This window comes from Flexivirga sp. B27, assembly GCF_052905685.1.
This window is the reverse complement of the sequence record NZ_JBPYUM010000001.1, coordinates 1,302,109-1,328,289: the sequence shown is the minus strand read 5'-3', so window position 1 is coordinate 1,328,289 and position 26,181 is coordinate 1,302,109. Positions and strand designations below refer to the sequence as shown.

Annotated in this window: 23 protein-coding genes and 1 pseudogene; 13 read left to right on the top strand and 11 right to left on the bottom strand. The window is 66.7% G+C overall.

Going from position 1 to position 26,181, the window contains the following annotated elements; translation table 11 throughout:
- The first annotated feature begins 42 nt into the window (after nucleotides 1-42).
- Entirely contained in the window at nucleotides 43-1,044 is a 1,002-nt protein-coding gene (gene rfbB / locus ACSZL9_RS06100; protein ID WP_446664572.1) for a dTDP-glucose 4,6-dehydratase, read from the top strand.
- Nucleotides 1,044-1,889, top strand: a complete 846-nt coding sequence (rfbD, locus tag ACSZL9_RS06095; RefSeq protein WP_446664570.1) for a dTDP-4-dehydrorhamnose reductase — start codon at nucleotides 1,044-1,046, stop codon at nucleotides 1,887-1,889. Before rfbB ends, rfbD begins: the two co-directional genes overlap by 1 nt.
- A gap of 24 nt (nucleotides 1,890-1,913) precedes the next feature.
- Here rfbD and ACSZL9_RS06090 read toward each other — a convergent pair whose 3' ends face one another.
- Nucleotides 1,914-2,396 carry a holo-ACP synthase gene (locus ACSZL9_RS06090; protein WP_446664569.1) on the bottom strand — a complete coding sequence of 161 codons (483 nt, stop codon included), beginning with the start codon at nucleotides 2,394-2,396 and terminating at the stop codon, nucleotides 1,914-1,916.
- A gap of 321 nt (nucleotides 2,397-2,717) precedes the next feature.
- On the opposite strand from ACSZL9_RS06090, the gene ACSZL9_RS06085 reads away from it, so the two are divergent.
- Together ACSZL9_RS06085 and ACSZL9_RS06080 are read left to right on the top strand one after the other, a co-directional pair.
- Nucleotides 2,718-3,521: a hypothetical protein gene (locus tag ACSZL9_RS06085; protein WP_446664568.1), complete on the top strand. Its 804-nt coding sequence runs from the start codon at nucleotides 2,718-2,720 to the stop codon at nucleotides 3,519-3,521.
- 63 nt (nucleotides 3,522-3,584) lie between these two features.
- Nucleotides 3,585-4,724, top strand: coding sequence for a glycosyltransferase (locus ACSZL9_RS06080; protein WP_446664567.1), 1,140 nt, complete (start codon nucleotides 3,585-3,587; stop codon nucleotides 4,722-4,724).
- Between the two features lie 67 nt (nucleotides 4,725-4,791).
- Here ACSZL9_RS06080 and ACSZL9_RS06075 read toward each other — a convergent pair whose 3' ends face one another.
- The 3 genes from ACSZL9_RS06075 to ACSZL9_RS06065 are packed head-to-tail and all read right to left on the bottom strand — an operon-like array spanning nucleotide 4,792 to nucleotide 7,192.
- A complete protein-coding gene (locus ACSZL9_RS06075) occupies nucleotides 4,792-5,796 on the bottom strand; it encodes a glycosyltransferase (protein WP_446664566.1) in 1,005 nt (334 codons plus the stop codon).
- Entirely contained in the window at nucleotides 5,793-6,131 is a 339-nt protein-coding gene (locus ACSZL9_RS06070; protein WP_446664565.1) for a PqqD family peptide modification chaperone, read from the bottom strand. Before ACSZL9_RS06070 ends, ACSZL9_RS06075 begins: the two co-directional genes overlap by 4 nt.
- Nucleotides 6,128-7,192: a nucleotidyltransferase family protein gene (locus ACSZL9_RS06065; protein ID WP_446664564.1), complete on the bottom strand. Its 1,065-nt coding sequence runs from the start codon at nucleotides 7,190-7,192 to the stop codon at nucleotides 6,128-6,130. Before ACSZL9_RS06065 ends, ACSZL9_RS06070 begins: the two co-directional genes overlap by 4 nt.
- Before the next feature lie 116 nt (nucleotides 7,193-7,308).
- Here ACSZL9_RS06065 and ACSZL9_RS06060 point away from each other — a divergent pair, with 116 nt between their 5' ends.
- Complete coding sequence (locus ACSZL9_RS06060; protein ID WP_446664563.1) at nucleotides 7,309-8,559, top strand: CDP-glycerol glycerophosphotransferase family protein; 1,251 nt, start codon at nucleotides 7,309-7,311, stop codon at nucleotides 8,557-8,559.
- Here ACSZL9_RS06060 and ACSZL9_RS06055 read toward each other — a convergent pair.
- Nucleotides 8,552-9,454, bottom strand: a complete 903-nt coding sequence (locus ACSZL9_RS06055; RefSeq protein WP_446664562.1) for a glycosyltransferase family 2 protein — start codon at nucleotides 9,452-9,454, stop codon at nucleotides 8,552-8,554. The genes ACSZL9_RS06060 and ACSZL9_RS06055 overlap by 8 nt on opposite strands.
- Before the next feature lie 219 nt (nucleotides 9,455-9,673).
- Between ACSZL9_RS06055 and ACSZL9_RS06050 the strand changes: the two genes are divergently transcribed.
- The 4 genes and pseudogenes from ACSZL9_RS06050 (at nucleotide 9,674) to ACSZL9_RS06035 (ending at nucleotide 13,807) form a co-directional block, all read left to right on the top strand.
- The gene (locus ACSZL9_RS06050; RefSeq protein WP_446664561.1) at nucleotides 9,674-10,849 is read left to right on the top strand and encodes a CDP-glycerol glycerophosphotransferase family protein; all 1,176 of its coding nucleotides are present in this window, start codon (nucleotides 9,674-9,676) and stop codon (nucleotides 10,847-10,849) included.
- Between the two features lie 422 nt (nucleotides 10,850-11,271).
- Nucleotides 11,272-11,365: pseudogene (locus ACSZL9_RS06045) on the top strand (DapH/DapD/GlmU-related protein); the annotation flags it as partial.
- Between the two features lie 217 nt (nucleotides 11,366-11,582).
- Nucleotides 11,583-12,458, top strand: a complete 876-nt coding sequence (locus ACSZL9_RS06040; protein ID WP_446664560.1) for a glycosyltransferase family 2 protein — start codon at nucleotides 11,583-11,585, stop codon at nucleotides 12,456-12,458.
- A gap of 218 nt (nucleotides 12,459-12,676) precedes the next feature.
- Nucleotides 12,677-13,807, top strand: a complete 1,131-nt coding sequence (locus ACSZL9_RS06035; RefSeq protein ID WP_446664559.1) for an O-antigen ligase family protein — start codon at nucleotides 12,677-12,679, stop codon at nucleotides 13,805-13,807.
- Nucleotides 13,808-13,812: 5 nt separating this feature from the next.
- Here ACSZL9_RS06035 and ACSZL9_RS06030 read toward each other — a convergent pair whose 3' ends face one another.
- On the bottom strand, nucleotides 13,813-15,033 hold the full coding sequence (locus ACSZL9_RS06030; protein ID WP_446665115.1) for a glycosyltransferase: 1,221 nt from the start codon (nucleotides 15,031-15,033) through the stop codon (nucleotides 13,813-13,815).
- Between the two features lie 136 nt (nucleotides 15,034-15,169).
- Between ACSZL9_RS06030 and ACSZL9_RS06025 the strand changes: the two genes are divergently transcribed.
- Together ACSZL9_RS06025 and ACSZL9_RS06020 are read left to right on the top strand one after the other, a co-directional pair.
- Nucleotides 15,170-16,543 (top strand): O-antigen ligase family protein, encoded by a 1,374-nt coding sequence (locus ACSZL9_RS06025; RefSeq protein WP_446664558.1) that lies wholly within the window; start codon nucleotides 15,170-15,172, stop codon nucleotides 16,541-16,543.
- Between the two features lie 9 nt (nucleotides 16,544-16,552).
- Entirely contained in the window at nucleotides 16,553-17,965 is a 1,413-nt protein-coding gene (locus tag ACSZL9_RS06020; RefSeq protein WP_446664557.1) for a lipopolysaccharide biosynthesis protein, read from the top strand.
- Between the two features lie 9 nt (nucleotides 17,966-17,974).
- Here the strand turns inward: ACSZL9_RS06020 and ACSZL9_RS06015 are convergent, their stop codons facing one another.
- Nucleotides 17,975-18,634: a GDSL-type esterase/lipase family protein gene (locus ACSZL9_RS06015; protein WP_446664556.1), complete on the bottom strand. Its 660-nt coding sequence runs from the start codon at nucleotides 18,632-18,634 to the stop codon at nucleotides 17,975-17,977.
- A 183-nt stretch (nucleotides 18,635-18,817) separates the two neighbouring features.
- Here ACSZL9_RS06015 and ACSZL9_RS06010 point away from each other — a divergent pair, with 183 nt between their 5' ends.
- Entirely contained in the window at nucleotides 18,818-19,579 is a 762-nt protein-coding gene (locus ACSZL9_RS06010; RefSeq protein WP_446664555.1) for a class I SAM-dependent methyltransferase, read from the top strand.
- A gap of 70 nt (nucleotides 19,580-19,649) precedes the next feature.
- Nucleotides 19,650-20,486 (top strand): class I SAM-dependent methyltransferase, encoded by an 837-nt coding sequence (locus tag ACSZL9_RS06005; protein ID WP_446664554.1) that lies wholly within the window; start codon nucleotides 19,650-19,652, stop codon nucleotides 20,484-20,486.
- 14 nt (nucleotides 20,487-20,500) lie between these two features.
- Here ACSZL9_RS06005 and ACSZL9_RS06000 read toward each other — a convergent pair whose 3' ends face one another.
- From ACSZL9_RS06000 to ACSZL9_RS05985, 4 genes are all read right to left on the bottom strand, one after another.
- Nucleotides 20,501-20,683, bottom strand: coding sequence for a DUF6104 family protein (locus tag ACSZL9_RS06000; protein ID WP_446664553.1), 183 nt, complete (start codon nucleotides 20,681-20,683; stop codon nucleotides 20,501-20,503).
- A 5-nt stretch (nucleotides 20,684-20,688) separates the two neighbouring features.
- Nucleotides 20,689-21,321, bottom strand: a complete 633-nt coding sequence (locus tag ACSZL9_RS05995) for a methyltransferase domain-containing protein (RefSeq protein ID WP_446664552.1) — start codon at nucleotides 21,319-21,321, stop codon at nucleotides 20,689-20,691.
- A 225-nt stretch (nucleotides 21,322-21,546) separates the two neighbouring features.
- Complete coding sequence (locus ACSZL9_RS05990) at nucleotides 21,547-21,765, bottom strand: hypothetical protein (RefSeq protein ID WP_446664551.1); 219 nt, start codon at nucleotides 21,763-21,765, stop codon at nucleotides 21,547-21,549.
- Nucleotides 21,766-22,154: 389 nt separating this feature from the next.
- Nucleotides 22,155-26,078 (bottom strand): multifunctional oxoglutarate decarboxylase/oxoglutarate dehydrogenase thiamine pyrophosphate-binding subunit/dihydrolipoyllysine-residue succinyltransferase subunit, encoded by a 3,924-nt coding sequence (locus ACSZL9_RS05985; protein WP_446665114.1) that lies wholly within the window; start codon nucleotides 26,076-26,078, stop codon nucleotides 22,155-22,157.
- Nucleotides 26,079-26,181: the final 103 nt, after the last annotated feature.

Below are 26,181 nucleotides of genomic sequence, written 5' to 3'. Positions count from 1 at the left end.
TGACCGTCGCAGCGGCTGCATCACACGGTTAGCATCACGGACATGCGCGTATTGGTCACCGGCGGAGCCGGTTTCATCGGCAGCAACTTCGTGCACCTCACGGTGGCCACGCGACCCGACGTGCAGGTGACGGTGCTGGACGCCTTCACCTACGCCGGAGACCGGGCCTCGCTCGCAGGCCTCGAGGACGCGGTCGACATCGTCGAGGGCGACATCAGCGATGCCGCGCTCGTGGACCGTCTGGTCGCCGGCACCGATGCCGTCATACATTTCGCCGCCGAGTCGCACAACGACAACTCCCTGGCCGATCCGTCGCCCTTCGTGCAGACCAACCTGGTCGGCACCTTCACCTTGCTGGAGGCCGTCCGCCGGCACGACGTGCGCTACCACCACATCTCCACCGACGAGGTGTATGGCGACCTCGAGCTGGACGATCCGCAGCGTTTCACCGAGAGCACGCCATACAACCCGAGCAGTCCCTACTCCTCGACCAAGGCGGGCAGCGACCTGCTGGTGCGTGCGTGGGTGCGGTCCTTCGGGGTGCGCGCGACGATCAGCAACTGCTCCAACAACTACGGCCCGCGCCAGCACGTGGAGAAGTTCATCCCGCGGCAGATCACCAACATCATCGACGGCGTCCGCCCCAAGCTGTATGGCGACGGGCTCAACGTCCGCGACTGGATCCACGTGGACGATCACAATCGCGCGGTGTGGACGATCCTGGAGCGCGGCGAGCTCGGCCAGACCTACCTCATCGGCGCGGACGGGGAGTGCAACAACAAGGATGTCGTCGAGCAGATCCTGACCGGCATGGGCAAGGACCCGCACGACTACGACCACGTGACCGACCGGGCCGGGCACGACCGACGCTACGCGATCGACTCCACACGGCTGCGCACCGAGCTGGGATGGCAGCCCGAATTCGGTGATTTCGCAACGGGACTCGCGGCCACCATCGACTGGTACCGCGACAACGAAGCCTGGTGGCGCCCGCAGAAGGCCGCAGCGGAGGAGCGCTACGCCGGTCAGTCGGTGATCAGCTGATGCGCTGGCTGGTCACCGGCGGTCGGGGCATGTTCGGCACCGACCTGGTCGAGCTGTTGCACGAATGCGGGCAGGAGGTCGTAGCGGTCGGCTCGGCCGAGTGCGACATCCGGTCCCTGGACTCCGTGCGCGCGACGGTGGACGGCTTCGACGTGGTCGTCAACGGCGCCGCGTGGACGGCCGTTGATGACGCGGAAACCCATGAGGCAGAAGCCTTTTCGGTCAACGCGGTGGGCGCTCGCAATGTCGCGCTGGTCGCCGCCGAGACCGGCACCCGGATGGTGCACATCTCCACCGACTACGTCTTCGACGGACAGGCGTGCGCCCCTTACGAGCCTGATCACCCGCAGAATCCGCGGTCGGCATACGGCCGGACGAAAGCAGCGGGGGAGTGGGCGATCCGCGCCACGAACCCGGACGCGCTGATCGTCCGCACTGCCTGGCTGTATGGCGCGCACGGCCCCAACTTCGTCACGACCATGCGTCGGTTGGCGGGCGAGCGCGACACCCTCAGCGTCGTCGACGACCAGCTCGGCCAGCCCACCTGGACTCGCGACCTGGCGGCATACGTGATCGCACTCGTCGAGGGAGGTGAGCAGGGCGGCTACCACCACGGCACATCAGACGGACAGGTCACCTGGTGCGGCTTCACCCGGGAGATCTTCCGACTGTCCGGTTGGGATCCGGGGCGCGTGCAGCCTTGCACGACAAGGGAATTCCCGCGGCCTGCCCCGCGCCCGGCATACAGCGTGTTGGGACACGACCATGCGAGCCTCGGCCCGTGGGAGGAGCGGCTGGCGGCCTACTTGGAGCGCGCGCGAGCGACCGCGACCGGCGGCCGCTAGGGCTGCCGAGCCTCCGCGGGCGGCTCACTCGGACGATGCCGAGTGCGGTGGGGGCCGCCCGCTGCCGACACCGACGACCGTCGCCACCGCAACGGATTCCTCGAAGGAGATTGACACCTGCAGGTCGACGAGCCCACGCTGCTCGGCCAGCTCGGCAGCGATGCCGCTCAGTTTCAGACGGAGCCAGCCGCCCGGCATGTTGATGATCTCCATGTCGGTCCACTCCGGCAAGATCCCGGCCGGCCGCAGCACCTTGAGTGCTGCTTCCTTCGCGCAGAAGCGGGCCGCGAGTCCGGGCGCGAGCAGATGCGGCTCGGCCGTGTATCCGCCGCACGACTGCACCTCTTGCGAGGTGAAGGTGCGGTCGAGATAACGGCGGCCGTGCCGTCTGATCAGCCCTTCGATCCTGGCGATGTCGTGCACATCCGTGCCGACCCGCACGGTGACAGGCGGAGTCGGCGGAGCGGTCGGCTCCGGGGCGTCCGGCGTCGATGGTGCCTCGGGCATTTCGTGTTCTCCGCTGTCGTGACCGCACGTGCAACCTGCCAGGGACGGCTGGTCACTCCTCGAAAGGTAAAGAAACAGTAAGGCCAGCCACGCCAACCGCTGAACAAAATGCGGGAGTGTCGCCGGCCCGCACAAAATCGGCACACCACGTCAGGCGGACGGGCCGGCGCGGCCCGGCGAGCCCTGCTGGAGGCTCATCCGACGCCGGACACCGGAGCAAATGCGGAGCGACGATCGCTCCGGAATTTGTCCTGTAAGTCGACAGCGGCTGCCTAGGGTCGACCGCACGGGTCGAGGAACGGGCAGAGCCGGAGGGCGACCATGGAGTTGGCAACACGGACGCAGGGCACGCACGCGCAAGCTGCCACAGAGCGGGTGGACGCCGATGAGATGCGCCGCCTGCGGCACGCACTCGGTGGTGCAGCACGGCCCCTGGCGACGCTCGACTTCTGGCAGGACGACCACTCCTGGTCGATGTTCTCCGGCGTCGACAACGTGGACTACAACGTCGCGATGCTGAGCGGTCCGAACGCGTCGCAAAGCGTGGAGCGGGTGCTGGACACGGCTGCCCGGCACGGCCTGCCGGCGATGGTCTTTCTTCCGCCGGGCGGAGAGAGCGCGCGGCCCGTCCTCGCGGCAGCCGGATGGTCGCACGTCAAGGACGTGCCGTTCATGCGACAACGACCGCGACACCGGCCGGCAGACCCGGGCATCCGCGAGTTGGGTCCCGCAGACATCGCCGCAGCGCGTGACTGCGTGATGGATGCATTCTCCGGACCGGAGAGCCTCGGGCGCGCGCTGTTCAACGACACCGTGCTCGCCAGGCCGGACGCGTCGGCCTGGGGGCTGTTCCTCCCGGACGGCGAGTTGGTCGGCTGTGGTCTGCTGACCGTCGGTCCCGAGGCGCTCTGCGCGTGGGGCATGGGTGTGCGTCACTCGGCGAGGCGGAGCCGCGCCGCGTTGTCGTTGGTGTTCTACGGCGTCAATCTCGCGGCGCAATGCGATCCGCCGCGTCCGTTCCTGTTCAACGCCACGGAGGACGGCGAGCGTCTGCATCTCGGGCTCGGCGGCGAGCTGTTGGAGCGGTGGGAGTTGTGGACCCGCCGGCGGTGGGTGCTCGGCTGAGTGTCTTGCGGTGCATCTTCGACTACGTCGTCGCCCGCGCGGTGAGCCGGTTACATTGAGCGGGTGAGTCCCGAGCTGAGCCGCACCACCGACGCCGGGCACGGATTGCTGGTCCACGAGTGGATCGAGCAGATCGGCGGCTCCGAGAACGTCCTGGACGAATTCGCCAGGATCTTCCCCGGCACCGACATCCTCAGCCTGTGGAACAACGCACCGGAGCGTTACACCGGCCACCGGGTGCTGCAGTCGCGGCTGGCTCGCACCCCGATCCGGCGCAGCAAGGCACTCGCACTGCCCGCCTCCGCTGTCGTATGGCGCACGCTCGGCCTGCACGCGTCATACGACTGGATGCTGGTGTCCTCACACGCTTTTGCGCATCACGCGCGGGTCCGGTCGGTGCCGGCCGACCGCAAATTCGTCTATGTGCATTCGCCGGCGCGCTACCTGTGGGTGCCGGACCTGGACGAGCGCGGCCAGTCGCGGGCGGTGCGTGCGGTCGCGCCGGCCTTCCGGGCGCTGGACCGGCACCGGGCGCAAGAGACCGTGCACTTCGCCGCCAACAGTGCGTATGTCGCCAGGCGCATCGAGGACAGCTGGCAGCGGCCGGCGCGAGTCATCCACCCGCCGGTGCGGGTGGCGGAGCTGCAGCAGCCCGCCTCCTGGCGTGGCGAGATCAGCGCTGACGAAGCCCGGGTGCTCGACGGGCTGCCGGACGAATTCCTTTTGGGCGCATCACGATTCATCCCCTACAAGCAGCTCGACCTGGTGATCCGGGCGGGGGAGGCAAGCGGTCTGCCGGTCGTGCTCGCCGGGCGGGGTCCGCTCGAGGCGGAGCTGCGGGCGCTCGCGGCGGACGCCTCGATCCCGGTGCACTTCGTCATCTCGCCGAGCGACGAGATGCTCTTCGCGCTCTACGAGTCCGCCGCGGCGCTGGTCTTCCCGGCGCTGGAGGACTTCGGCATCATGCCGGTCGAGGCGATGGCCCTGGGCACCCCGGTCGTGTCGCGCAACGAGGGCGGGGTCGTCGAGTCGGTCCGCGACGGGGTCTCCGGCACCCACGTGGAGGAGTGGACGCCCACCGTGCTGAAGGCAGCCGTGCAGCGTGCGGTCGGTCTCGACCGAGCGCAGGTGCGTGCGAGCGTGCAGCGCTTCGACAGCAGCCGATTCCGCGACCAGATCAGCACGTGGGTGCTCGGCACCTGACCGGGGCCTCAAGACGGGCTTCCCCCGCTTCGCTCCGCCGCCCTCCTCGGCCACCTTGTCTGCCGGATCAGGCGGATTGCTGATCGAGGATGATCTGCACCGTCTCGGCATACCACCGGCCGGCGCGCTGTGCCATGGCTGCGGTCGACCCGGCCAGCTCGGCGGAATAGTCCGCGGACGGCATCGTCAGCGCCTCGCGGATCGCGTCGGTCGCGCCGTCGGTGTCCCCGACCGCGAAGGTGCGCATGCCCTGCCGGGTGGGTGACAGATAGGGCATCAGGCCGAGCCGGGAGGCGACCACGAAAGCACCGTTGGACAACGCCTCCTGAGCCGACAGGCAGGCCGCCTCGCCACCGATGGACGGCACGACGAAGATGTCGCCGGGGTCGATCCAGGCAGGCGTGCGCGGCCCGTCGGTCAGCCACGGCGCCAGGTCGGTGGCCAGCCGCGTGCGATAGGACTCCTGCTCCTGCAGCGCGTTGCCGAGCGCGACCTCGCAGCTGAACCCCTCGGCCTGCAGGCGGGAGAAGACCGCCGGCAGCAGGTGCAGCCCCTTGGACTTGTCCGGCCGACCGTAGGACTTCACCCGGCCAGTGCGCCCGATCGTGGTGCGGCTCAACGTAGCCGCCCGCGTGCCGTCCTGCACCGACAGCCAGCTGGGAGTGAGTATGTCGGCGCGCAGCGCCCGCAGCCCGGGCTCGACCGCGACGGTCACGTCGACGAAGCGCAGCACGCCCTTGGTCACCGCACCCTTCGCCACAGACAGGGGGTAGTTGTGCACGATCGCGACCGTGCGCACGGCGTTGCCGGCAGCACGCAACCGGCGTGCGGTGCGCACGAGGTCGGGGAAAGCGGAGTTGGCGTTCGCGACGAGCGTGACCGACTCGCCACGCGGGGTCAGCTCCGCCGAGGTCGTCAGGTGCTGCACGGCGGCGGGAGCGGTGATGGCGGCATACCCGTCCTGCGGCATCACCAGCCGTATGTCGGGCTCGGCGGACAGCAGCTCCAGCAGGCGCTCCAGGACCACCTGTCCACCGCCGCGATCATGCTTGGGGTCGAAGAAGACGATCACGCCTCGACCTCGCCTGCGGGCTCGTCGGTGCGAGCGGTGGACTCCGCGGCATCGGGCTCGTCACGGGTGCTGACGATGCCGAGCTCGCGCAGTGAAGTGACGAATTCACGCACGCCTGCTGCGATTTCGTCCGGAGGTGGTGCCTGCTCGCTGTTGAACCTCGCCACCAGGTCGTCGAGCGAAACCCACGACCGCAGCGCCTCGCAGATCTCGACACCTGACTCGCGGATGACGACGGGGTCGGGGTCGAGTCGCCCGTCGAGCGGGAGCAACCCGACCTCGTGCGGGCGTCGGACGAAGGCGGTGCCGGGGGACAGGCGATATTGGGTGCTCATTGCGGCTCGCGGGGTGGTCGGCCGGCGCGGATGTCGGCGGTGATGGAGGGTGCCAGCGCGCGTAGCCCGCGGCCCAGCCGAGCGAGTCGGGCCCGGGTGCGAGCGACAGGACTGTCGCCGACCTCCGGGTGCAACTGGTCGAGCAGGTCACCGGGCAGGGTGAGCGCCCGCCAGGCGATCGCCGGCCGGGAGCGCCACGGTGAGCGGCGGATGGTGTAGAGCCAGCGGGAGGTGGGGGTGTTGTTGCTCGAGCGCATCCGCCAGTCGTGCAGCCGCTTGTCGTAGGAGCGGGTTGTCGGCCCGGCGGGCGGCTCGACGTCGAGGTCGGCGAAGAACTTCTGCAGGCTGTCCATCGTCTCGGTCGCACCGGCCAGGACACGCAGGTCGGCTCGCATATCGAGTTGGTTGAGCTTGTCGAAACCATGTGGCGCATCAAGGTGGTTGAGCTTGTCGAAACCAGGGTTCTTGGCCTCGACAGGCTCGGCCATCTCAGGGGCGGGCTCGGCCACCTTGGAGGTGACCTCGACAGGCTCGGCCATCTTCCGGAGCCGGTCCAGCAGCCAGCGGTATTCGTTCTTGTTGCGGTCGACGTCGAAGTCGCGCAACTGGTGCGCCGCGAGCACCAGTGCGGCGGCCAACCGGTCGCAGGCGGGGATGGAAACACCTGCGAGCTCTACGGTTTCGTGTCGGTCCCAGAGGAAGTCGAAGACTGCGCGCGGCTCGGCGAGCAGGCCGGGGAAGTAGCGGTGGACGTCGATGTCGCACGGCCAGTCGTCGTGCAGCAGCGTCACCGAGTGGCTCTCCAGGATGCGGGGGCCGTCCGGCAGGACCCGTCGACGCCAGCCGTGCTCGGCCAGCGCCCGGATCAGCGTCCCGTGCTTCTCCGGTTCGACCCAGACGTCGACATCGGTCGACGTGCGTGCCGGACGCAGGTCCTGGACGGTGGCAACCGGACCTTTGATGAACAGCACGCGGCAGTCGTGCCGCGCCGCCACGTCCGCGGTGAGAGCGTGCGCGAGTTCGACACCGACGTCGATCGGGAGCGTGGTGCGCTCATGCACGTCGGTCGTCCTCCCTACTTCTCGCATGTGCTCCGGATCCTGCATGCGACCCTGGCCGTACGATAGCCGCCGCCCCGGGCCTACCGTGGCGGTTCTCGACAGGTGGAGGTCGCACGGTGCTCGCGAGAGTTTATCGACTGATCGCGCTGGCTATTCGGCTGCTGCCGCCCTTGCCGATCGTCGTGGTCCACGGCTTCGCCGACGACGAGGAGAACTCGTTGCGACTGGCGGCCGCGATGGCTGCTCGCCGGCCCGGGCGGTGGCCGGTGGTGCTGTTGTGTGCGAATCCCGCACACGCCCGGCAACTGCTGCAGATCGCCAACCGGCACGCGGCATACCCGACGGCCGTGCCCCGCTTCGTGCGCAAGGACTCACCGCAGGGCGTGCTGCTCTTCGTGCTGGCCCGCGTCTTCTGCTACACGCACCACATGTTCGGCGCACCGGACCCGGGCCCGCGGCGGGTGCACGTCAACGTCGGGCACGGGCACGGGCCGAAATGGGCTGAGTCCAAAGGCGCTTCGGCGACGCACCGCGCAGACCTGGCGATGATCAACAACGCCGAGTGGGGCGGGGACGTCGTCGAGGTGCAGGGTCTGGCGCGCGGCGGCGAGACCGTCGTCCTGCCCAACCCGCGCGAGGACGCGCTGCGCGAGCCGGCCGACCGACACCTGCTGCGCTCGCTCGGTGTGGACCCGGAACGGCCCGTGGTGATGTGGCTGCCGACCTATAGGCGGACGATCGCGATGCGCAAGGCGCAGTGGCAGGACGGGTCGACGCTGCACGACGACCCGACGATGATCGCCGCGCTGGAGCGGATGTCCGCGTCGGCGCACGAGCACGGCATACAGCTGCTGACGAAGTTCCACAAGCTGGACTCCGAGGCCCGCACTGTCGTCGACTTCGGGATGCCGGTGGTGACCCAGGAGCAGTTGGACGAGGCGGGACTGAGCTTCTATCAGCTGCTGACCTGCATCGACGGCATGATCTCCGACTACTCCAGCGTCTACGTCGACTACCTGAGCAAGGACAACCCGGTCGCGTTGTTCTTCCTGGACTACGCGGCGATGGAGGGCAGTCGGGGGTTCAACTCGCCCGACTTCCGCGATGCCGCACGCGAGCTGATCCTGACAGGCGACGCGTCGGTGGCGTCGTTCTTCGCGGCGATCGCCGCCGGCGAGGGGTGGCGTGACGAGGCGCGGCACAGCTTCGCCGACGCCATCGGATTTGCCGAACCTGTTTATCCCGCAACGCTGGCCGCGCTCGCCAGGATCCGGCAGGTGGCGCAACGCAAGGGTGTGCGCGTGCCGGCTTCCTGGTCGTATGACGGCCGGTATGACGAAACCGGTGAATCGCCCGCTGTCAGTTGAACATCCGCTGTCGACCGAAGATCTTCCGGAAGCGCAACGCGCCGGCCAGCTCGCGAGGCGACGTCAGGGCCAGCTGGGCAGCGGAGTGGTAGACCCGCAACGCGAGTGCGCTGTCGGGACCGCGCAGCGCCGAGTGCATCACTCGGCGCATCTGCCGATGCTGTGCGCGTGACATCCGCTCGCCGTAGATGTCGAGGTAGAGCTGCAGCCCGTCATACCGGGCACGGCCGCTGCCGGTGAGGTGCCCCAGGTCGTGCGAGTGCCGGTCGACCAGCGAGATCGGCACGACTGCGTAGATGTGTCCGGCGTCGAGGAAGCGGACCATGAAGTCGTTGTCGTTCTTGACCCGCAGGCGCGGGTCGAAGCCGTCGATCGCGTGGAACGCATCGGCGCGCACCACGAAGTTGGAGCCACTGATCTGCGCGTTGTAGAGCACGTCGTCGGCCGTGTTGCCCTCGGCCGGCCGCAGCCAGAGCGACCGCAGGTCGCCGCGGACGTTGGACAGCCAGCTGGCGACGAGATCGGTGGACCGGTCAATCCGGGCCAGGGTCAGCTCGAGGAAGCGCGGATCCCACACATCGTCGTCGTCGAGGAACGCCAGGAAATCCCCTGTGGCGACCGCGGCGCCGCCGTTGCGGTTGCGGCCCGCGGTCGATCGGCCGTGGTCGGGCCGGGTGTCGACATACGCCAGAGTTATGCCGAGGTCGGCCGCCAGCCGGGCGACATCCTCGCGGGTCCGGGCCAGGCCGAGGTCGTCGGCCACGATGATCTGTGTCGGCGCGGTCGTCTGCGCGGCGACCGACCGCAGCGCGCGCTCCAGCAGCTCGGGGCGGTCGTGGGTCGGGATGATGCAACTGACATCTGCCGACGGCAGCGGGGGAGTGGACGCGGACAATCGGGGCTCCGTCGGCTGGGTGAGGTGAGCACAGCGTACTTCGGTCGCGACGCGATCCCCGGCATCGCCTGCTGTCTACACTGACGCCAGAAGTGACGATGCCGGTCGGATCGTCAGATGCGGGAGGGCGGTCCATTGTCGGTCATCGACACGGTGAAGCGATTCGCCGTGCGCAGCGCACTGCCTCGTGTTTTGCGGGTCGTCCGCAGAGTCGCTCCAGTGACGAACACCGCTCTGGTTGCCGGATATCCGAGCAGCGAGGGCAACGCCGTCGAGACCGTGCGTGCGCTCACCCGCAGGTTCTCCGGCACCGTGGTGTGGGTCGACGCTCCGCCGGCGGCATACCTGCGGGCCATCGGTTTCGGCGACGAGCAGCTCGAGCGGATCCGCCCGGTCGCCAAGACCGACCCGCGCACCTTGTGGGACTTCGCCACCGCGTCCGCGGTTTTCTTCACCCATGGCCTGTATGGCGACCCCGGCGTCGACCCGCGCAAGCTGACCGTCAACCTGTGGCACGGCGCGGGGATGAAGCGCAGCAAGTCGCTCTTCCCGGATCGGTCGTTGCGGTCCAAGCCATCCGACGTCATCGTCGGAGGGTCGGCTCTGTGGGGGCACTACACCGCAGCGCTGTCGGGGCTGCGTCCGGACGAGACGATCCTGTCGGGTTATCCGAGGAACGACCAATTCTTCCGAGACCTGGACGATCAGCAGCTGACCGCGATCGGCATCGATCCGTTGGCGCCGTTCGTGGTGTGGTTGCCGAGCTATCGCACCGCGCGAGACGCGGGCACGATGGCGGCGTTCTCGGACTCTGCGAGCATCCACGTGGATGCAGCACTCGCCGACCGCTTCGCCGCGGTTGTGCGTGTGTTGTCCGTCCAGGGTGTGCAGGTCGTGGTCAAGCCACATCCGCTGGACGCGGTCGCGCGCGACATCCGTGGCGGCATCACCGTCAGCGACACCGAGTTGCTGGACGCCGGAGTGCCGCTCTACTCGCTGCTGGGGCGCTCCTCCGGGCTGATCACGGACACCTCGAGTGTCTGCATCGACTATCTGGTGACGGACAAGCCCATCGGCTATTTCTTCCCCGACCGGGCGGACTACGCGGCCGGTCGGGGCTTCTTCCCGGCGGACATGCTCGACCGGTTGCCCGGCCCGTTGCTCGACACCGCTGACGACTTCGCGGCCTTCGCGCGCGACGTCATCGACGGGGGCACTGGCTGCCGTGATCGGCGAGCAGCGCTGCGACGCAGTGGTGGCGTTGTGCAGACACAGACCGCAGCGGATCGCTTGTTGGACGCGTTATCCTCCGGATCGACCGATTTCGCAACGGCCCTGCGCCATGGCCGGACTGGGTCCGGGGCGTTGCCCCGCGGTGACTCGGACACCCGTTGATCGTGAGCAAAGCAACCCACCCCGAACACGTTGAGAGTTGGAAAGGTGGCACCGTGCTGAACGGAGTTGCTGGCGCAGTTGTCCGCAGGCAACCGTGGACCAAAGTAATGCCTGCTGTCCGATCAGTGCGACCACGTCGCTACCTGCAGGTTGGACCGGGGGCACGGATCGGCAGGAACGTCACGTTCAGTCGTGCGGACGTCACTTGTGGGGCGCGGGTCAGGATCTTTCGGTATGGCGAGTTCGTCGGCCCTATCCGGGTAGGCGACGACGTCTTCTTCAACCGCAACGCTTACGTCCGGCCGATGACGACCATCGGTTCGCGCGTTGATGTGGGGCCGTTTGTCCGGATCATTACCGACACTCACGTCCTTGGAAGCCATGAGCGACGTGCTGGTGAACCTGTCTTTGAGCCTGTGACGATAGGTGACGGAGTGTGGATAGGAGCCGACGCGACAATCCTCCCGGGCGTCACGATCGGAGATGGAGCGGTCATTGCGGCGGGTGCGGTCGTTCATGCCGACGTGCCAGCTGACACGCTCGTCGCCGGTGTGCCCGCAACGATCCGCCGAAAGCTGCCGTAGCCAGCGATGCTCGGGCACGATGCGCAGGAGCTGGCGGTTGGGGCTCCATTAACCTTTGCTGATAGCACTCAAGGCCGCACCCTGCGCGCCACCGCGTCTTCGGGAGTGACTGAGAGTGAGGGACTGACGCGTTGACCACAATGCTGTGTGTGATCCCGACGCATCTGCGCCCGTCGCTGCTCGTGGCCGCCCTCGACTCAGTGCTTGCGCAGACGCTGCAGCCGACTCGGATCGTCGTCTCGGACGATGCCGACGACGCTGCGACTCGCGAGGTGGTGAGCGCCGCGGCTGCTCGCGCTGATGTCCCGATCGAATATCGCCCGCACCGGGGCGGCCCTGGCACAGCCGGCAGCTCCCGCAATGCCGGAGCTGCCGGTGCCGGCGAGGATCTCATCGGCTTCTTGGACGACGACGACCTGTGGGAGCCGACCTTCCTCGAGCGCAGTTGCGCTCGACTGGAAGATGCCGGCGCCGACTTTGCCGTGGCGTGGCTCGATCACGTCGTGGACGAGCACCGGTCGCCCGGAATGCGTATGCCGCAAGGTCTTTCGGCCGGTGACTGCTATTACCCGAACCACGGCATGTCGGGCAGCAACGCTCTTTATCGGCGGAGCGCGTTGGAGACCGTCGGTGGGTTCGACCCGGCGCTACCCGTCGCGAATGACATGGATCTATTGGTCCGATTACTGGGAGCTGGACTCCGCTACGTCGTTGTGGAGGAGCCGTTGGTGCAGCAGGTCGGCCACCCGGGCGAGCACCTGACGACCCGCAGCGAACGTCGGGCGCTGGGCCTGATCGCGTATGGCGAGAAGCACCAGGTCCAGATGTCCCCGGCGCAGCGACGCGACATCAAGCGTGTGGTGCACGCAGCGCGTCGTGGGCGCGACCGTGCGCTGCACGAGCGTGCTTGGCACCTGGCCGGTCAGCTCTGGCACACGTCGCCGACGCGTTTCGTCCAGGGCGCTCGCAGCAGGTTGGCGCGCAACCCTGACATGTTCAATCGGGCTGGGCGGTCTTCACGGTGAGTAGGTCCGCGGCGTCGGTCCCCGTCGCTGCGTCAGATATTGCGATCCCACGTGATCGTGCGGCCCGCTGGCGACAGCTCCAGTTCAGCTGGATCCTTGGCGCGGCGCTGCTCTATGCAACAGGAGGCGACTTCGTCGACATAGTGACGGGAGGCGGTCGGCTTCCGCCGGCTGCGGGTGTGACCGGAGGCATTGCCAGCACTCACCTGGGCACGGAGGTGAGCCAGTACTCCCGATATCTCCTGCTGCTCGTGCCGATCGTGATTGCGGTGATCAACTCCCGAACGAAACACGCGAACGGCCGCGCTCTACTCGCGGTCCTGATCATGGTGGCCGGTCTGCAGTGCGTCAATGCGCTGAGCCTGGGTTTGGTCCATCTGAGTGGCCGGTGGTACATCCTTCCGCTCATCGCCATCGGCCTGTGGTCCATCGGACTGCATTGGAACGACCTCAAGGTCGTCGGTTACTTCTGCGCCGGGGTCTCCGTGTTGAGTCTGCTGATGGCGGCGACAACGTCGCGGGCCTGGATGGTGAACGCGGTCGACGCCTCATCGCTCAACGAGACCAAGGCGCTCATCGGATCGCGTCTGCTGGCCGGGCCCTTCGCACAGATGAACAACCTCGGCATGTCGGTCGCCGTCGGTGTTCCGTTCTGCATGTTGATCACCCACAAGTGGCGTCGCCGCCTCGCGATCGTGGCGATCCTCGCGACGGCCACACTGGCTTCTTCACGTACATCGCTGCTCGCGGTCCTGGCCACAGTGGGCTGCATGTTCTTGTTCCGAGTGGTCAAGTCTGATCGGGCGCGTCGAGCTTGGTCGACAGTCTTGTTGCTGGGCATATCTGCCGTGATCGTGTGGCTGCCGTTGCACACGAGCGATCCGCACTCCTTCACCAACCGCGGCCGAATCTGGTTGGCATCACGCGAGATGTGGACTGACAACTGGCAGATTGGGCTATCAACCTGGGCCTACGTCAGGCAGGGACCGCTACTGGACGTGCTGCAACACCCCTCGTATCACGGGCACAATCTCTTCGTCACGGTGTTCACCTGCGGCGGTGTCGTGCTGATTGCGTGCATGACGCCGGTCGCAGTCTCACTGATCGGGCGTGCCAGGTCCGTCCTGCCGTATTCATACGCGCCAGTGCTTTTCACCGTGATCATCCTGACGATGTCCATCGCCGAGATGCCGTTGCGGATCGACTCCTTCGAGGGAGCGTCGTGGGTCACCTGGACCGCCTTGCTGGCGCTAGTGCTGTTCGACCGAGACTCGGTCACGGAGACTGCGCGGGAAGAAGCGGATGCGAAGCCCGACGCGGACGAGCCACGACTCGTCGGTGCAGTGTGATCCGGTCAAGAGGTCGACGACGAGACATCGTCATAGATGTCTTCCAGCTGAGCGGTGCATGCTGCCACGTCGAACTCTCGCTTCACGCGGGCCAGGGCTGCGCGGCCCATCTCGTCGCGCAGGGCGGAGTCGGACAACAACCGCTCGAGGTGCTCTGACAGAGCTCGGACGTCTGCCTCCGGCGCGAGGAGGCCGGTGAACCCGTCGACCACTGCTTCCGGCACGCCACCGTGCTGGTAAGCAACCACCGGTAGCGCGTGGGCAGCGGCCTCGAGGAAGACGATGCCGAATCCTTCGGTGTCTCCGGCAGCCGCAGTGCGGGACGGACCGCAGAAGACTGCGGCCTCGGACAACGCCTCGAAGACCTGCGCCTGCGGCTGGGCTCCTCGGAAGTCGACGGTGACGTCAAGACTGTCGGCCAGTTGCTCGAGCTCCGACCGGAGCGGACCATCCCCGACGACCGTCAGCGGATGCTCGTCCCGGAGTGCATGTGGCAGGGCGGCCCACGCCTGCAGGAGGTCGGCGACACCCTTCACCTCGACGAGACGACCGACGAAGACGACACCGCTGCGGTCTCGCTGACGGCGTGGGTCGGTCTGCGGCACCTCGACGCCAATCGGCAGGATGCTCGTGCGCGACGGGTATCCACCGAAGGACATGACGCGGCTTCGCAGCATCTCGGAGACAGCGATGACTCGGTCGGCGCCGCGCAGCGTCCGCCGAGCTGCCCGTCGCCGCCGCCAGCGCAGCATCGGCTGCACAACTTCCGGGAATGCCCGGGCCTTTGGCCATCTGGTGATGTCGAACCCGTGCACCGTCACGATGGTCGGGATGTCACAACGTATGGCGACAGGCACCACTCGCAGGGCATCGCGCAAGAAGTGGACGTGGATCACGTCGGGCTGGTGTGCCCGGATCGCTGCACGGACTGCTCGTCCGGTGCACAGATCCTCGCGGATCCGGGAGCCGAGCCGGGACTTCAGCATGTGGTCGAAGTAGACGTCGTCCGCCGGACTCGACAGTGGCGACTCATGACGGTAGAGACCGGCGGCAACCGGGCGCCAGCGCGTCATGGACTTCATCTGTTGACGGATGAACGTCTCCGATGCCGGGAGCCACGTCCTGCGCCAGATGAGAACAGTACGCCGCTCGGCGGAGGACGTCGGATCCGGCGTTGTCACGACGGCGTCCACGGGCAGGGCGGCATACGGCACAGAGTAATGCAGCCAAGTTGTCCCGGCGCTGCATGGCTATGAGCCTTTGGTCAGTACGATGCACCAGACGTGGACCCGAAGTTCGGTCGGCGAGGTAGCGGGGGTGGACCGGCCTCCTCCGTGGTGTGAGCGAAGATGCAGGTTCTCAATGATTCTGACGATGGTCATCGTGGTCGTTGGGCTCGTCACACTCGGCATCAACCGCAGACTGTGGCTCTGGCTGCTCTCGGTCCTATGGATCGTGTCGCCGGTCGGCGTCGCGGCAGCGATGAAGTTCTCGCCATACACCTGGTTTCAGCTCACCGGTGTGTTCTGCGAGCGCCGGCGGTCCTCGGTCATCACCAAGACCGTCTTCTTCCGAGCGATGCTCGCCGTTGCGGGGCTCTACGTCCTGGCTGCGTGGTGGTCTCCGGAGTCGGTCCAGTCGCTGAAAACCGCGTTCGGTGTCCTGGTGATTGCTCTGGCTTTCGTCACCGTGTGCGAACTCGCCGGTGGTGTCTCGGCGATCGCCTCGATGCTTGGTGCGCTGAGTCTGCCGGTCCTCGTGCAAGTGGCGTCCACGGTCTACTTCTACTTCGACGGCGCGGCGAAGGCTGACTATTACGGCTCGCGCATCGGCAAGTTCTTCATCGGCAGTGTTGGCCAGGAGGCAGTCTATGGAGATGCGCAGATCAATGGTCTGAGCATCGGCAAGTCGGCCGGCATGTTCTTCACCAACGGAAACCGCGCGTCGATGGTGATGGGTGTCGCGGGGATGGTCTATCTGGCCGCAGCGATCGCCAGTCGACGCCGGTGGCCCGCGGTGGTGGCGTTGCTCTGCGGTGTCGGTGTCTGGGCGAGCGGCTCCAAGACCGGCATCGCGCTCCTCATCGTGCTGCCGATCTTTGCCATCCTGCAGGCGTCCATTGCCAACCGGTCAGCCGGAGTCAACCGGCTCGTCGTGCTTCCGTTGTCCGCGATCCTGATCGCTGTCGGCGGTGCGTCGGTGTGGAAGTTCGGACAGTCGTACTTGGCGGAGTCCGATCAGTCGTTGTCTCCGCGTCGCGCTCTGTGGGAGACGGCATTTAACGGCATCAAGGACAATCCGCTGACGGGGTGGGGAGTCGGAGGTTGGGAGATCCATTGGCCACAGGTCGCCGGCTCTTTCGGTGTCCGGCCGACGTTGCCACCACACAACTTTCTGCTGTATGCCGGAACGCAGGGCGGGCTGCCGATGCTGGTGGCTCAGCTCGTCGTCACCGTTGGCATCGCCGGCTTCTGCATGCGCGGCATCACGCGGGTGGTCGATCGGCGGCAGCGCATGGCGATCGCATTCGCGGCCGGTGCGCCGTTGTGGGCGCTTTTTCACGGCCAGGGCGACAACACCGCCTTCTACGGGGCGTCCAACACAGTTCCGCTGCTGGCATTCGCCGTCGTTCTCTGTGCCACCATTCGCGGTGAGTTTCCTGACGACGACACGATGGATGCAGATGTGAGGCAGTCCGTGACGACTGCTGACTCGACTGCGCAGCTGACGGTCTGAGGCATTTAGATGTCTGTGCCGACGCCTCCGAGCGACGAGTTCGGTGCCGAATCCTACGGTGAAGATCCGCGCTCGCAGCCTGGCCGGAGCTACGGCGTCAATCTGGTCATCACAGCGTCGTCCAACCTTGCGCTTCCGATGGCGGCGCTCATCACCTCGCCGTTCTTGGCCCGTGGCTTGGGAGTCGCCGATCGTGGACACCTGGCAGCCGCTACCGCTCCTATGCTCCTCGCCGGCACTGCCGCAACGTTTGGATTGCCGGAGGCACTGACCTATTTCACTGCGCGTCGACCGCAAGCGGCACGGGCGATGCTCTATCGCGCGCTGCGGGTGCTTCTCGTCGGTGCGGTGCTGGTCGCGCTGTTGGCAATCGGCGCCGCTGACTGGCTTGCCGGAGGCAATCCCGAGGTACGCGACCTGATCATCGGTCTCTCGATCCTGATCCCACCAGCCATTGCAGTCGGCGCTGCACGCGGCGTGGCGATGGGTTTGCACCGGTGGAGACTCGTGGCGCTCGAGCGCATCACTTCTGCTGTCCTGCGCGTCGTCGCAGTCTTCGCGTTGTTCTTCACAGGCCAGCTCACGGTGGTGACGGCCGCGCTGGCGATCACCGGACCGACGGCGGTGACCCTGCTGGTCTATCTGCCGATCTTCCGGCTGCGAGCAGCGCCGGCGGTGCTCACGGAGACTCAGGACACTTCGTCCGAAGCGTCAGCGGCGAGTGTCTCGGAGCTCAGCCGTTTCGGACTCCGCGCTTGGGCGGGATCGGTTTCAGGGATTCTGCTCAGTCGACTGGACCAGGCGATCATGGTGCCGATTGCCGGCAGCACGCAGCTTGGTCTCTACACGGTCGCAACGAATATTGCCGACGTCACGGTGCTCGCGAACAACGCAATGCGCGACGTCACGCTCGCCGCCGATGCTGCCGAACGCAAGGACGCTCGGCTATTTCGGACCGCACGGGTGTCATTGCTGGTTGCACTGGCGGTTGCGTTGGTCGTGTGCGCCACAGTTTGGTGGTGGATCGACCTTGTTTTCGGTAGCGAGTTCCACGACGCCACTTCTGCGGTGCTGATCCTGATCGCTTCTGCAGCGATTGCGACGCCCGGCTCCGTGATGGGTGCTGCTCTCACCGCACGGGGGCTGCCCGGACTCCGCAGCATCAGTCTCTTCGGGGCATTTATCGCCGACATCGTCGCCTTGGTACTGCTCGGTCCGGCGTTGGGCGCTGTCGGCGCAGCGATTGCCACTGCGATCGGCAATCAAGTGGCAGCAAATATGAATGTGTTCTTCTACGCGCGTCGCTTTCCGCTGCGCCGCCGCGACATCTACTTCTTCGGCGCCGATGACGTCAGAACAGTCCTCGCCGGTTTGGCGGCTGTGCGCAGTCGCCTGTGGCAACAACTGCGGGTGCAACGCTGACGGGAGTCGTCAGCTGTCGAGTTGCAGCCAGGTCTGCCAGCCGGCGTGCAGCACCAGCCAGGCGATGAGTCCGTAGCCGGCCTGGCCTGGGTGCATGCCGTCACCGGACGCGAGGTCGGCGTGCCACTGGTCGTGGCCGAGCAGCGGGCGGAATGTGTCGACGTAGGTGATGCCCCGACGCGAGCAGACGTCGGACTGCGCGTCGACGAGAGTCTGCAGGCGATCGTTGGTCTCGGCGTCGATCGTGGGGGATGGTCCGACCACGAACGTGGAGATCGCCGCTGACGAGGCGTCGTCCAGAATGTTGGCCAGGTTGAGCCGGGACCGGGCAGTGGTCAGGCCCTGTGCGATGTCGTTGAGGCCGACACCGACGACCAGGCGCCGCTCGTTGCCCATCGCCCAGCGCGGCTCACACTCGGCCTGCCAACGGGCGAGCACGTCGGTCGAGCTCTGCCCGCGGATGCCGAGGTTGTAGCTGGCCAGATCGATGCCCGAGTGCGGCGTGCGGGCCACCACTCGCGAGACCCAGCCCAGCGCCTTGGGGTCGCCCAGGCCCGCGACGAAAGAGTCGCCGACGAAGCACAAGCCCACGTGCCGGTCACCTTCGGTCACGTGAAAACGCGCGGTGGGGCTGAACTCGGGTTCGCTGCCATCGTGGAGGGTGCTCACGGGGGACATTCTCGCGCATGTGGCGCGCGGAGTCGCGAAGGGGACCGGCGCGAGTCGCGGGCGGACTGACCACCTCAGCAGGAGGCCGACAGCAAATCGCACCGATGCAGGCAAAGGCGATGGCTGGGAGGTGGACTTGTGCTTACATTGCGGCGCAAGCGTCAGCGCAGGTGGGAGTGATCAATGAGTGGGCAAGAGGCCGAGTCCGAGCACTACTGGACGCGAGGCGGCGAGCACTTCGCCCTGCACGCTGGGCCGACGGGCAATCCAATCCTGCACATGGAGTACGACGCCGTCGCCGAGCGCGTCGCGCAGGACGGCAACACCGACGTGCTCGACTGGGGTTGCGGCGTCGGCTACGTCGCGCAGTTCATGCGGGACCGTGGACTGCAGGTCTCGCTCTACGACTTCGACCCGGGCGCAGAAGCCGTCGAAGAGCGGGTGTTGCCGAACTTCGACGGCATGACGGCCAAGTTCAGCGCCGACCCCGTGCGCCTGCCATACGCAGACGAGTCCTTCGACGCGGTCCTGTCGCTCGGAACCTTGGAGCACGTGCAGTTCCCTGAGCACTCTCTGGCCGAGATCCGGCGAGTGTTGCGTCCGCGCGGATACTTCTACTGCTACAAGCTGCCGAATCGTTGGTCGTATGTCGAATACGCAGCGCGTCGGAAGGGGAAGAACTATCACGGCGCGCAACCGCATGACCGCTTGTACTCCCTGCACTCGGGTCGGCAGATGATCGCGAAGTCCGGCTTCGACGTGCTCGAGGCGCAATACCGCAACATGCTTCCTGCCAGCGCTACCAGCCGGATCATTCCGCAGAAGTTTCACCACACGGCACGAGCATTCAGCGACGTGCTGTCTCGGGTGCCGATTGCCAACCTGATCGCCACCAACGTCGAAGTCATCGCACGCAAGCAGGACGAGTTCACCGAGCCGCGCTGACTGCTTGGGGAGCACGGTGCGGTATGACGAGCGCTGGAAGTCACCTGGCGCGAGATCTGAGGAGATCTGAATGCACGTCTCGGACAAGCAGATGCGGGCACTCCCTGGGAGTGCGAGCTTCTCGGGCGGACTGTGGAACCCGGACCTCGGAATCTTCCGATTCCTGTTGGAGGACACCGGGACTCGCGTCCCGGGTGGCGGTGACCTCGCGGAGATCGGGGCGGCGTGGGGGCACACTTCGGTGCTGATCGGGTCCTATTTGCAGGCCGGTGAGACGTTCACCGTGGTTGACCTGTGGGAGAAAGGAGCCACCGACGCAGAGAATGCGCGTGAGAATGCCCAGTCCTACACCGGCCTCACCAAGGCGAAGTTCCTCAGCAACTATCTTTCCGTGCTGCCGGAGCCGCCGACCGTCATACAAGATTTCAGCAGTGCCATCACGGGTGTTGCTTCTCATCGGAGCCATCGCTTCATCCATGTCGACGCGTCGCACCTCTACGAGCACGTCCGGCAGGACGTCGAATCGTCACGGGTGTTGGTCAAGCCGGGTGGCGTGGTCGTCTTCGACGATTACCGAGCCGAGCACTGTCCGGGTGTCGCTGCTGCTGTTTGGGAAGCCGTCACGCAGGACGGCTTGAGACCTTTCATGGTGACACCGTTCAAGTTGTATGCCACGTGGGATGACTCGATCGACTGGCGCGAAGTGATGCGTGGGTGGTTGCCGACCTTCGGGTGCGGCATCGATCCCCACTATGTCGGCGAGCACGAGATCCTGCGCGTGAAGGTGCCGAGTGCGTGGGGCAAGCACCCTGCGAAGCAGTTCCTACCGCCGGCGGCGATCCCAGCGCTGAAGGCTGTTCGCAACCGGGCGAAGGCCGCACTGCACCACGCCCGTAACCGCGGCTGACCGCTTGCGGAGTCTCAGTCGTCCTCGTCCTCATCGTCCAGTCGCGCCAGCCAGGTAGCTAGGCGCTCGACCGGCGTCTCGAACTCCGGGTTCAGGTCGACGAAGGTGCGCAGCTGATCCGACAGCCAGCCCAGGGTGACGTCCTCGTCGCCGCGTCGGGCAGCGAGCTCTTCAATTCCTCGGTCGGTGAAATACATGCGTCCTACTTGGCCTCATCTGCGGCGGGCTTCCGTGCGACCCCGACCGTGTCGACGGCGTACTTGCTCTCGAAGGCACCCCACGGCCAGGCCGGTCGCCCGAGGGCGCGCTTGACGAAGACCCGTGCGTCCCGTTTGCGCATCTCCCAGGTGGTCTGCGTGCTTTCGTGGCCATCGTCGATGCCATCGAACTCGGCCAGCACAGTCTCCAAGCCGGCGTCGTCATACAGCGCTCGGAGGCCATCGGGGTAGATACGCCAACAATCGTAGGGAGAGGCGTGATAGGGCCAGTTGAGAGGAACGACCGTGATGAGGATGCCGCCCGGGCGCAACACTCGAGCGAGCTCAGGCACCCAACGCCAGGGTTTCCGCACGTGCTCCATCACATTGGTGGACACGACGACGTCGAACGAGTCGTCGTCGATCGGCAACGTGTATTCGTCCGGCATCAGGTAGTCGTGATCAGACGCTACGTTGAACGCTTCGAGATCTGCGGTCTTCCAACTGGCGACTCGGTCTCCCACCAACTTCCGAACGGTGCTCGGTTGGGAGTCCGGACCAACTTCGAGGATGTCTTGACCGGCCTCGAAGAATGGCGCTGCATGCTTCTCGAACATGTAACGACTGTTGTGGTGCACGACGCTGATCCGCCTTTACCTGGACGATGATGCGGTAACGATACGGCGAGGGCAAGGATTATGGGAACGTCATGGTCGACCTGCCACAGATTGCGAAATCGACGTGGTGGCAGGCGAACTCGAACGGTCAGCCTGGATCCGTTTGGTGAAGAAAACGTGTGCGCGTCATACCCGACAGTTGTCGTGCATGGCGGGGAGGCGCCGGGCGCGGTACCTCGCTGACGGTCAGGAGCGCAACGTTGCCGCAGTGCGGCGGATGGAAGCCACGATGTCGGCTTCGCGATGCAGCAGGCCGACCAGGTCGGGGTGCAGCGCCTGCTGGGTCGGCGCGTCGACGCTTTGCTGTGAGGTGCGCAGCTGCCGGACCTGGTCCTCGACGTCGGCGAGTTCAGCGATCAACTCACGCACGGACTTGGATGCGACAGGGATCGTCTGAGTGGTCATTGGTGCCTCCAGCTTTCGTCGCCCGCGTCCCACCGCGAGCACCACGCCCCCCTGAACGAGGCGTCGACCCAAGGTCAGCGTTACTGCTCGGTATGTCAAAGCAGTGCTCGCAGTGAGGAGCAGTTGGTTGCTGCCGACCTCGTGAATCACGCTAGGCCGGCGACATACGAACCAGCTGTGGAGAGGGTTAGCGAAGGGGCCGCACACCGGGTGGTGTGCGCCCCCTTCGGTCTCGGGTCTCGATACGCCTCGCCTAGCGGCTCGGCTACTCGACCGGCGTTGGTGTGTCGCCTCGACCCTTCGAGACGCCCGCTCGTTCCTCACGGGCTCCTCAGGGATCTCGGGTGAGACGCCCGCTCGTTCCTCACGGGCTCCTCAGGGATCTCGGGTCAGCGGGCGAAGGCCTCCTGGATGAGCTGCTCGCGCTGCTCGTCGTGACGCTTGTGCGAGCCGGTGGCCGGTGCGGCCGTCGCCGGGCGGGAGACCAACCGCATCGGACGGGTCTCGCCGAGCGGGGCGAGCATCTCCGGCAGGTTGAGCGCCATGAAGGGCCAGGCACCCTGGTTCTTCGGCTCGTCCTGCGTCCAGACGATCTCGGCGGTGGGGTATTTGGCCAGCTCGTCGGCGATCTCCTTGGCCGGGATCGGGGCGAGCTGCTCCACGCGCACGATCGCGGTCTGGGTGTCGCCACGCTTCTCGCGCTCGGCCTCCAGGTCGTAGACCACCCGCGACGAGGCCAGCAGCACGCGGGTCACGTCCTCCGGCTTCGGCGACTTGTGGTCCGACATCACCGGACGGAAGCGACCGTTGGTGAAGTCCTCGGTGTCGGAGGTCGCGGCCTTCAGGCGCAGCAACTGCTTCGGCGTGAAGACGATCAACGGCTTGCGCGGGCGAGCCGCCGCCTGCCGACGCAGCAGGTGGAAGTATGACGCCGGCGTCGACGGGTAGGCGATCGTCATGTTGTCCTCGGCGAAGAGCTGCAGGAAGCGCTCGATGCGCGCCGACGAGTGGTCGGCACCCTGGCCCTCGTATCCGTGCGGCAGCAGCAGCACGACCGACGAACGCTGCGTCCACTTCTGCTCACCGGAGCTGATGAACTCGTCGATGATCGTCTGCGCGCCGTCGACGAAGTCGCCGAACTGCGCCTCCCACAACACGAGGGCGTCCGGGCGCTCCACGGAGTAGCCGTATTCGAAACCGAGGGCGGCATACTCGCTCAGCAGCGAGTCGTAGACCCAGAACCACGCCTGGTCGGGGGAGAGGTAACGCAGCGGCGTCCACTCGTTGCCGTTGGTGTGGTCGATCAGCACCGAGTGCCGCTGCACGAAGGTGCCGCGGCGGCTGTCCTGGCCGGCCAGGCGCACCGGGGTGCCCTCCATCATCAGTGACCCGAATGCGAGCAACTCGCCCATCGCCCAGTCGATGTTGCCGCTGGTCGTCATGTCCGCGCGGCGCTGCATCAGCTTGGCCAGCTTCGGGTGGATCGTGAAGCCCTCCGGCGGGTTGGCCCACGTCTTGCCGATCGTCAGCAGCTCCTCGGAGCTGATGGCCGTGTCGAAGAAACTGCGGTCCGCGCGAGTGTCGTCCTCCTCCTGGGCGGACGGACGCTCCAGGCCGCCGTGGCCCTCGGCGTCGGTGCCGACCGAGCTGTCCGCGGCGGGAGCCGACTGCTCCTGCTTGGCGGCCTTGGTCTCGGTGAAGACCCGCTCCAGCTGCTTCTGGTAGTCCTTCAGCGCTGCCTCGGCCTCGTCCGGCGTGATGTCGCCGCGGCCGATCAGGGCCTCGGTGTAGAGCTTGCGGACGCTGCGCTTGGCCTCGATGAGCTTGTACATCATCGGCTGCGTCATCGACGGGTCGTCGCCCTCGTTGTGACCGCGGCGGCGGTAGCAGACCATGTCGATCACGACGTCGCGGTTGAACTTCTGGCGGTATTCGTAGGCCAGCTCGGCCACCCCGACACACGCCTCCGGGTCGTCACCGTTGACGTGGAAGATCGGCGCCTGCACCATCCGCGCCACGTCCGTGCTGTATGTCGAGCTGCGGCTCTGCGACGGCGCGGTGGTGAAGCCGACCTGGTTGTTGACCACGATGTGGATCGTGCCGCCGGTGCGGTAACCGCGCAGCTGCGACAGGTTGAGCGTCTCGGCGACGATGCCCTGACCGGCGAACGCCGCGTCACCGTGCATCAGGATCGGCAGCACCGTGAACGCGGCACCGGCCAGGTTGATGCGGTCCTGCTTGGCACGGGCGATGCCCTCCAGCACCGGGTTGACCGCCTCCAGGTGCGACGGGTTGGCCGCGAGATAGACGCTGGTGCTGTTGCCCGCGTCGGAGGTGAAGGTGCCCTCGGTGCCCAGGTGGTATTTGACGTCACCGGACCCCTGGACCGACTTCGGCCGGGTGTTGTCCTCGAACTCGCGGAAGATCTGCCCCGGCGACTTGCCGGCGATGTTGGCCAGCACGTTGAGCCGGCCGCGGTGCGGCATACCGATGCAGACCTCGTCCATCGAGTCGTCGGCCGCCTCGGAGATGATCCGGTCGAGCATCGCGATGACCGACTCGCCGCCCTCCAGGGAGAAGCGCTTCTGGCCGACATACTTGGTCTGCAGGAAGGTCTCGAACGCCTCCGCCGCGTTGAGCCGGCGCAGGATGCGCAACTGCTCGGCGCTGGACTGCTTCTCGTAGCCCTTCTCGACCTTGCTCTGGATCCAGGCCCGCTGCTCGGGGTCCTGGATGTGCATGTATTCGATGCCGATCGAGCGGCAGTAGGCGTCGCGCAGGATGCCGAGGATGTCGCGCAGCTTCAGGAACGGCTTGCCGCCGAAGCCACCCGTCGGGAAGGTGCGGTCCAGGTCCCACAGGGTCAGGCCGTGCGTGGTGACGTCGAGGTCGGTGTGCCGGCGCTGCTTGTATTCGAGCGGGTCGGTGTCGGCCATCAGGTGACCGCGGACGCGGTAGGCGTGGATCAGCTCTTGGACACGCGCGACCTTGTTGATGTCGTCGTCGTGGCCGGCGTCGATGTCCTGGACCCAGCGGATCGGCTCGTAGGGGATCTTCAGCGACTGGAAGATGTCGTCGTAGAAGTTGTCCTCGCCCAGCAGCAGCTGGTGCACCACGCGCAGGAACTCGCCGGACACCGCACCCTGGATGACACGGTGGTCGTAGGTGGAGGTCAGCGTGATGATCTTGCTGACGGCCGCCTCGTTGAGGGTGTCGGTGCTCGCGCCCTGCCACTCGGCCGGGTACTCGAGCGCGCCGACGCCGATGATCGCGCCCGCGCCCTTCATCAGCCGCGGGATCGAGTGCACCGTGCCGATGCCGCCGGGGTTGGTCAGGCTGATCGTGGTGCCGGCGTAGTCGTCGATCGTCAGCTTGTTGCCGCGCGCCTTGCGGACCATCTCCTCGTATGCCGCCCAGAACTGCGCGAAGTCCATCTCCTCCGCGCCCTTGATGCTGGGCACGACGAGAGTGCGGGAGCCGTCGTCCTTCTGCAGGTCGATGGCCAGGCCGAAGCCGACGTGACCGGGCTTGATCAGGGTCGGCTTGCCCTTGTCGTCGGTGCCGAGCGCGTAGTTCATCTCCGGGATGAGCCGCAGCGCCTTGATCAGGGCGTAGCCGATGATGTGGGTGAAGCTGACCTTGCCGCCGCGGCTGCGGGACAGGTGGTTGTTGATGACGATGCGGTTGTCGATCAGCAGCTTGGCCGGGATCGCGCGCACGCTGGTCGCGGTCGGGACCTCGAGGCTGGCCTCCATGTTGGAGACGATGCGCGCCGCGACGCCCTTCAGCGGTGTCTTGGTGTCCTCGGCCGGGTCGACGTCGGGGACCTTCGGGGTGGCCGCGTCACGGGCGATGACCTTGGCGTTCTTCAGCTCCCAGTCCCGCGGGTTGGGGCGCGGGCCGTCCTTGGGGAGCTTCCGGGCTGCGCCCTTGGGCGGCTCGGCGGTCGGGCTGGTGCGCTTGGGCCGGGCCGGGGAGGCGGTGAACTCGGGGACCGCCGGGGTGTCGGCCGGCTGTGCTGCCTGCTGTGCTTGCTGGGCCGGTGCGGCCTTCGCGGCGGCGCCGGACGTGTTGTCGCTCGTGTTGCTGCTCGTGCCGTCGGAGGTGCCGTCGGTCGTGCCGTCGGAGGTGGCCGAGCCGTTGCCGGCCGCCGGTGTCTCGGAGGTCCTGGGCGTGTAATCCTCGAAGAAGCTCCACCACGCCTTGTCGACGGAGTTCTTGTCCTGCTTGTACTGCTCGTAGAGTTCGTCAACGAGCCATTCATTGGGTCCGAATGTCGCGAGTGGGTCAGGCGACTGGGATGACACGCGAATGCGCCTCTTTCGTCAAGGTCGGCACGGCCATGCTGAGGATGTCCGGCTATGCGGGTTTTCAGTTGTATGACGACGGTCGCCATACAGGCTCCAGCGTAACGCT